We start from the raw sequence: 6896 nt of genomic DNA, 5'->3' as shown, positions 1-6896 counted from the left end.
GTCGAGCTGGGCACCCTGGAGTGGATCGATTACCGGGCCGGCCGCAACGGCACTTTCTACCGTGATTGGTCCACCGCCGTCGAGGGCCCCCAGGGAGATCTGTTCTCCGTCCCCAAGGTGGACGAGGTAGCTCTTCACTACGCCCTGCTGGCTGACAGCCACCGCCGCCGTAGGTGTCCGCGTACAGCAGGCGCCGTCCCTGATACCCGCACGGTGATAGACCCCTTCCACGTCGTGCACCTGGCCGCGGGTTATCTCACCTGGTGCTGCCAGCGGTTTCAGCAGGACACCACCGGGCACCGGGGCCGTAGCGGTGACCCGCTGCACGGGATCCGCAGGACCTTGAACACCCGGGCCGCGCTGCTCACCGACAAGCAGAAGATCCCCCTGTGGGGAGCATTCCTCGCCGACGACGCCCATGCCGCCGTGGAGCTCACCTACGCTGTCTACCAGCGCCTCATCGACGCCTACGAGACCTCCGGGCGCCGCGAGGGCAAGATCGCGATGTGCAAGCTCGTGCGCTCAATCCGCTCCGGCGTCCCAAAACGAGCTGCCCGAACTCGCGCAGTTCGGACGATCGCTGTGGAAGCGGCACCGCGAAGATCCTGGCCTACTTCGATGTGGGCGCCTCCAACGGACCAGTCGAGGCCATTAACGGCCGCCTCGTGCACCTCCGCGGAATCGCCCTCGGCTTTCGCAACCTAGGCCACTGCATCTTCGGGTCGCTGATCCATTCCGGCCAACTACAGGCTCGAATCAACGCACTTTAGAACGGGAAGGGCCAGTGCACGCGCCGTCGACACCTTTGTCTCCGTCCTGACGGCTCGACCTCCTCGCCCAGTAACCTGATCGGTATGGCGTACTGGCAACACATCCCGGAGGACTTCAACAACCGACTGGTCGAAATCGCGGACCTGTTTGCCGTCAGTCGCGGTGCCTTCTTTGAGACGGCCGATCGCTTCCACTGGATCCCGTCCCAGGAGTCCCCCGCAGCGCGCGCTGCGGCCGAACTCCCATCGCCCGACCCCGCGATCTCTGCGCCGCGAGGAGAGACCGGGCACCGACTAATCGCCGAGGTCGTTCAGACCTATCTACTCACAGCGAGCGGCCACCTGGGGGGACTCGCCAGCCTTTACAGGAGCGGAGAGGTCATCTTTCCAACACCAGTGCTCATCCGCTCGACGATCGAGAACTGCGCACATGCCGTCTGGGTACTCGGCGAAGCCACTGAGGACTCGTCTGAAAATCGCCTTGCCCGCGCCTACCTGGAGGAAATCGTGAGTGCAGAGGAGGCGAAGAAGAATGCCGGCCGAATGAGCGACAAGGCACACCCGAGCTACCTCTCAGCTAACACGTACTACAAGGCTCTCAAGGCAGAGGTCAGCGATCGCTTTCCTAGCACGACGCCTGCGAGCTTGGGGGGAGCAGCCCGGACGTTGAACGGGCAGTCCCTACCCAATCTGGAGGCTGCCGTGAAGGGGATGTACGAACTGACCAAGAGCTATGGCGGAACGATCGACGGCCGCACAGGTACCGGCATCTACGGGTATCTGTCCAACATGACTCACCCAACACTCTATCCCGCTCGGCAGAGACGGGAGTGGGTTACAGACCCGGAAACCGGTCGCCGCGTGACCAATCTGCGGGTCGATCTGGTCTCTACAGAAAAAGAAGCGAGGTCAGCGCTCGCAGCATTTTATAACGCTCTGACCTACACGACGTCATACTTTGGATGGCCCACAATAGTCGTTGATGGTCTGACCGAAAAGATCGAGAGTTCGATGCCGACGTTCTTCGTGTGAAACGCGGACGAGAGGGCCCGGCAGGCGAACGGACCGTCGTATACGAACTGGGTGAACACGCGTAAGTCCTGCTCCGACAGCAGGTCTGACAGATATCCAACCAGGCCACCTAAGTGATTTTGGACAGTGACTTGGGGTTAGTTTGGGGGACCCACGAATTTCAACCTGTTCGGCTGATGTTCCATTCGACCGGTTTCCGCTCTCTGTCACCGATGGGGCGACATGCCCACGCGTTGGCCGATACGCACTCAACTTTCTCACCAGCTACTAGGTATGACGCGCTGGCGCTCAGCCACCTGATATCCGATCCGTAGCGACTGACTAGGCCGTAGTCGTGGTCATACAATTGCTTGTTTAACAAGACGGTCCAAAAGAGTCGGTAGCCCGCATCTTCTACCCGACCGACCAGGTCGCGGCGCATCACTAGCGTCGACGCCTGTTCCATGCCGGCGGTTGGATCAAAAACCGCTAGCCCATCAGCATCGTTCCAATGGAAGTCAGCTCCACGGCCCAGGGTGAGTGCATCGAACAACATCCGGCTCGGAACGTATCCGGTGGGTTCTTCAGTTCCAGCACTTTCGCGCGAGGTGCCGGTTCCGCCGTACCAAGCAACTGGCTGGTACATGGCGGTGGGTACATCGTCCACGCTTTCAAAACTGCGCGGCTCGGCGTTCCCATCAGCCCAATCCCAAGAGGGACAGCCGGGGTGCGCTGCGAGTAATCGGCTGTGTACATCGGAATTCTCCGGCATCCAGCGGCCGTCCCAATCTTTCCCGGCGGCCCATTCCTGGAGTGCATCTACTTTGTCGACGGGCACCAAGTAGCTGCGGATCTGCATCCAAACATTGAGTTTGGGATTTTTCAGTGCCTCGATCTCCGGGGGGAGTATTTGAGTCCAGTTGCTGTGCCGGATCAAGGAGAGCCACTCGGTGCCATCAGGTGCCGTCAGTGCGATGAGATCGATCGGATCGGGCACACCGTGGAGATCGTGAGGATAACTGTCGGCAACTTCGGGCGGGAACGTTGCCTGGACCGGCATGAACCAGGCGGGTGCTTCGCTGCTGGGGTCCCTCATGCCGCCGGGCGTCAGAACGGTCGGATCGATGTCTCTAAAAACAAGTTGCTCGGCATATTCGTATGCGAATGGCTCGGTACTGTCACTCCATCGTTCTCGGAGCTCGTGGTTGTCCGCGAGGCGGCCAAGAACCTCGTAGAAACCGATCCATTGGTACTTCTTGCCGAATCTCTCGACCAGTCCGTCGTCCCGACCCTGCCGACGGCCACTGTCTCGTCTCCCGAACCGTTCAGGAGTCCAGCCGAGGTCCACGACACGGGTAAAGATGGTTCGCAGAGCGAGTGCAAGAAGCTTCTCTTGGTCTGAGTGCTCGAAGTTCGTCAAGGTGGACTTGACGATGTACCGGCCGAAGTCTCCAGATAATCCGCTCAAGGAACTCCAGATCGATGAGTACCCGAAACCGGTGGCCTTGGCCATAGTCTCGATTGACTCTAAGGACATGGCGTCCACTGGCCACTCAGCACCGTACGGGGGCAACCGACTCGGTCCATTCCAACCGTGTTCTCGGGCAGTCTCTGCCGTGCGTCGCAAGTAGTCGCGGGTCAGGAGATGAACGGGCCATCCGTCCGCGACCAGTTCAACTGCAGCATCTGCCATCTGGCGAACCACGGCGGGATCCGTGGAGCGAAGTGCAATGGAGCAAAGGGTGGCAGCGAGTCGTTCCACGACGTACGGGTCATCGCAAGTACGAAACTGACAGACCGCGGCGGCGAAACCTGACGGCCCTCGCTCACCAACACTCACGAGCGCCCTAGTCGCGCGGTCACGAACTCGTCGGTCCGGCGTACTCAGCATCCACCCCAAAGTCAATGTCGCCAAGTGGGCAACATCAAACTGCAGGGGCGAAGTATCACGAGTGGCCCGACGTGGATGCCAGCCCCAATCGAGCAGCATCCCTACCGGGTTCTCGTTCCCGTGTTCGCCCGAACTGATGAGCCACTCTGACCAGGTCTCGTCCCGCTCGGGCAACCGCTTCGACAGAAGCAACTGATGGGCCCACTCCGCGTTTACCGCGTGTCCCGGGATGCATGCTGCCTGAATAAGCTTCTCCCAGACCCTGTCCGCCCATTCGTGCTCAAGCAGGCGCTGGACCAGACGGGCGGTCCGGCCGGTCGTAAACTCTGGCGCTCGCATCGGGAGACCCTCTACGAAGGCGTCTACGACGTCCTGCCCGACACGGTTCTCGTCATCCATGAACAGATCGATGATCTCGATGTCATGCTTTTCCGGTGCAATAAGGGCCAGAGCTCCGATAGTCCCAGTCTCCTCCCACCGATCATCTCCGAGCGAGGCGCACCATGCTTGTAAAGATTCGACAGATTGTTCCGCCAACCGAAGCGCACGCAGAACGTCCCCGAGGCGCTGGTACCCGAATGCAACATGATTGTCGTATGTATCCAGCAGGACGCCTTCACGTAGGAGACCGAGCAGGAGGCTCTCGGACCATCTGCGACCGGGCAGCAGCCCTTCGGTGATTTGCTGAACGTCCGTTCGCATGTACGGCCCAGGCCCCAGGTCCGCGATTTGTTTCATAGCCGCCTGCACGAGTCCTGATGCCTCGTCGTAGTCACAGCGCGCCGGGGCAGCAAGGCGCTTGTTGACTGCTTCCGCAAATGCGCTGCATACGGTGGTCAGACCTGCGGTTCCAAGAGTGAATCGAGTATTACCCAAAGTAGCTAGCGCCTCACAGGCGAGTTTAAGAAATAGCGGGTTACCATACTCAGGGTTTAAAACTGGGAAAGTCAGCTTATCCAAGTTGTACTCACGCGTGTACCGATCAAGCGCCTCACCGGTGGCCTCGGCGAATCCACGATGTAGAACCATGGACCACCCGTCCGCGGCCCCGACGACGGGGTCGACAAACTCGGACCGGCAAGAGACGGCAAGCACCACATAAGGGTGCCGCTCGACTGCTCCGGCCAGGACTCTGAGATCGTCGGCCCACCGTTCGGCGTTCGCGCTCTCGTTGAGAGCGTCGAGCATCAGCATTGCAGTGTGGCCGGACGCCTCCCCGGCAGCGTCGAGCACTGAAAGAACTTCCTCCAGGGTCCCATCGATCTGGACCAGCTCCCCGATCTGGGGGAGCAGCTTACTTGAATCGAAGTCCTGACCGAGTGCAACGACTGTCGGGAGGCCCGCAGAAATTCGCCGACTCGCTACATCACAGAGCAGGTGAGTCTTCCCAACGCCAGCACGACCAGTTACCAGAAGCCGACCAATTTTCGCCGCGTCCGTGCCGGGGGAAAATAGCAGCGCGCGAACCTCAGAAAGTACTTCGCGAGTCTTAACGACCTGACCATAGAGCGATCCGGCCGCATCGTGGTAGTACCGGCCGTCCTTAAGATGACGCTTCCGGAGCAGCTCGTGAACCGCGTCAAGGTGAGTCTCTACCGAATCAAGCTGGTCGCAAATGTTGGGCACGGGACTTGTAGTTCGCACTGCGCCCAGGAACTCGTGTAACGCATCCTCGATCTTTGTCAGGGCTGCGATGCAATCCGCGAGAGTGTCCTTGAACACGGCCTCGTCCCCTTGAGGCGCACACCATCTATCTCCTCGCACTTTTCGGACTCCAGCCAGCGCAATCTGGACCCTCTGGACGTAGCGATCGGAGCGCCCAAGTCCCTCGAGCGCCTGAACGGTTTCGACCTCTACATGCACGTTCGGACTGTAACGACGGCCGGCCTTTGCTATTACGTCATCGAGCCGCCGCTGCAGGCTTTCCGGAGTCAGGACCGAAGCGTTGAACCAATATCGCAAGCGGCCTGCATGCCTGGGCCTCGTCAGCTCGCTGGCGAGCTCATGCGCTCCCACGTATTTGAACTCGACCTCCATGCCGCGATCAGCTGCGAGGGCCTCCCACTCTGCCTTCTTTTCGATCCACTTGGTGAACGCAGACTTCGTTGGTTTCTCACCCGTGGTGTCACCGGCAGGCAGGTCGTACGGCAGCGTCACGTAGTACCGCTTCAAAGTCGGCTCCAGGTCGAGGGCCCGAACAACTGACTTTTCAACCTGGGCGATCTCGCCCGCGTCGAACTTGAACAGGTACTTGGCCTGCCATGCCCACACATCGCCGTTCGGTAGCGTTCCCGTGCCCTCGCGCCCACCGTCAGGATTACCAAACCGGGAGAAGACTGTGCCATCGGGCCACTCAACCGACCCGGCGATGCCCTCACGAAGGAGGACCGAAGACAGCTCCTCAAACGCGTCGGCTCGGGATGCTGGTGATCCGTAGGGCCGTATTAAGTGAAAGTCGACGTCAGGTAACGCGATGTTCGCATGCGGTCTCATATCTGAACTCCAGTTCCTTTGGCAAGCCGTCTGAGGCGCAAGGCCCTAGTGCGGTGGCACCGCAGTTTCGAACCGGCTTAACGAACCTTCTTGGACCCACCCACTGCGGTCAAACATGTGTCACATAACCACATTTAACCCCTTTAGATCTGCCGGAGGGTTCCGATCTAGAGCGGGAAACCGGAACTCATGCGAGCACCCCTGGACAGTCGGCCATCGGGCGTGGACCAGCCGCTGCGGCGGACAAGCTTTATCCGTCTTCTGCACCGGCATCCCAGTCATCCAGCGCCGATGGATCCTCCGGTCCGGCGTGTTTCCGGAGGTAGACGGTCTGCTAAGCGATCACGCATCGCGTTCCGCTTCAGCCTCCGCATCCACGCCTTCAGCGGCGAGGGCCACGTCGTCGACACAGTGCGCGAGCAGGACGGCCTGTCCCGCCTCTTCTACCGCGGGCGTCGGGACGATGAGTAGGCCACGAACATCTACCCAGAGGTGTCGTACCCAGCTCGTATAATCGGACTACTGCCTACAAAGGGGGTCCGGGGTGGATCATCGGGACTACATGGGCGACTGGACCTACCGGATCATGGAAGAGTCGAAGCTGCAGATTATGGGGCAGTTGATCCCGAATATGCTCGTCCAGCCGGCGATCGACCTAGAGAAGTTCATCGAACCTCGTATAGGCCTGTTCGGCCAGTTGTACGAGCATTTCAGCAAGCTGTCACCCTCCC

At 60.2% G+C, this 6896-nt stretch carries 3 protein-coding genes and 1 pseudogene; 3 read left to right on the top strand and 1 reads right to left on the bottom strand.

Features of this window, described 5'->3' with window-relative positions; all coding sequences use genetic code 11:
• Positions 1-186: 186 nt before the first annotated feature.
• Positions 187-770 (top strand): annotated as a pseudogene (locus ON04_RS15800) (ISL3 family transposase); the annotation flags it as partial.
• Positions 771-854: 84 nt separating this feature from the next.
• Positions 855-1802 carry a hypothetical protein gene (locus ON04_RS14700; RefSeq protein WP_010542398.1) on the top strand — a complete coding sequence of 316 codons (948 nt, stop codon included), beginning with the start codon at positions 855-857 and terminating at the stop codon, positions 1800-1802.
• 160 nt (positions 1803-1962) lie between these two features.
• Here the strand turns inward: ON04_RS14700 and ON04_RS14695 are convergent, their stop codons facing one another.
• The gene (locus ON04_RS14695) at positions 1963-5943 is read right to left on the bottom strand and encodes an NACHT domain-containing protein (protein ID WP_029458575.1); all 3981 of its coding nucleotides are present in this window, start codon (positions 5941-5943) and stop codon (positions 1963-1965) included.
• Positions 5944-6709: 766 nt separating this feature from the next.
• Between ON04_RS14695 and ON04_RS16565 the strand changes: the two genes are divergently transcribed.
• Positions 6710-6896 (top strand): hypothetical protein (locus tag ON04_RS16565; protein WP_010542396.1); only part of this gene is annotated, 187 nt, incomplete at its 3' end.

This window comes from Dietzia alimentaria 72 (genome assembly GCF_000226215.1).
Lineage (GTDB): Bacteria > Actinomycetota > Actinomycetes > Mycobacteriales > Mycobacteriaceae > Dietzia > Dietzia alimentaria.
Note: the sequence above shows the minus strand (reverse complement) of the source record. Positions and strands in the feature narration are given on the sequence as shown.

Bases quoted from the DNA above. Each gene is read 5' to 3' on its own strand.
- ON04_RS14700 (WP_010542398.1), top strand. From the start codon at position 855: ATGGCGTACTGGCAACACATCCCGGAGGACTTCAACAACCGACTGGTC.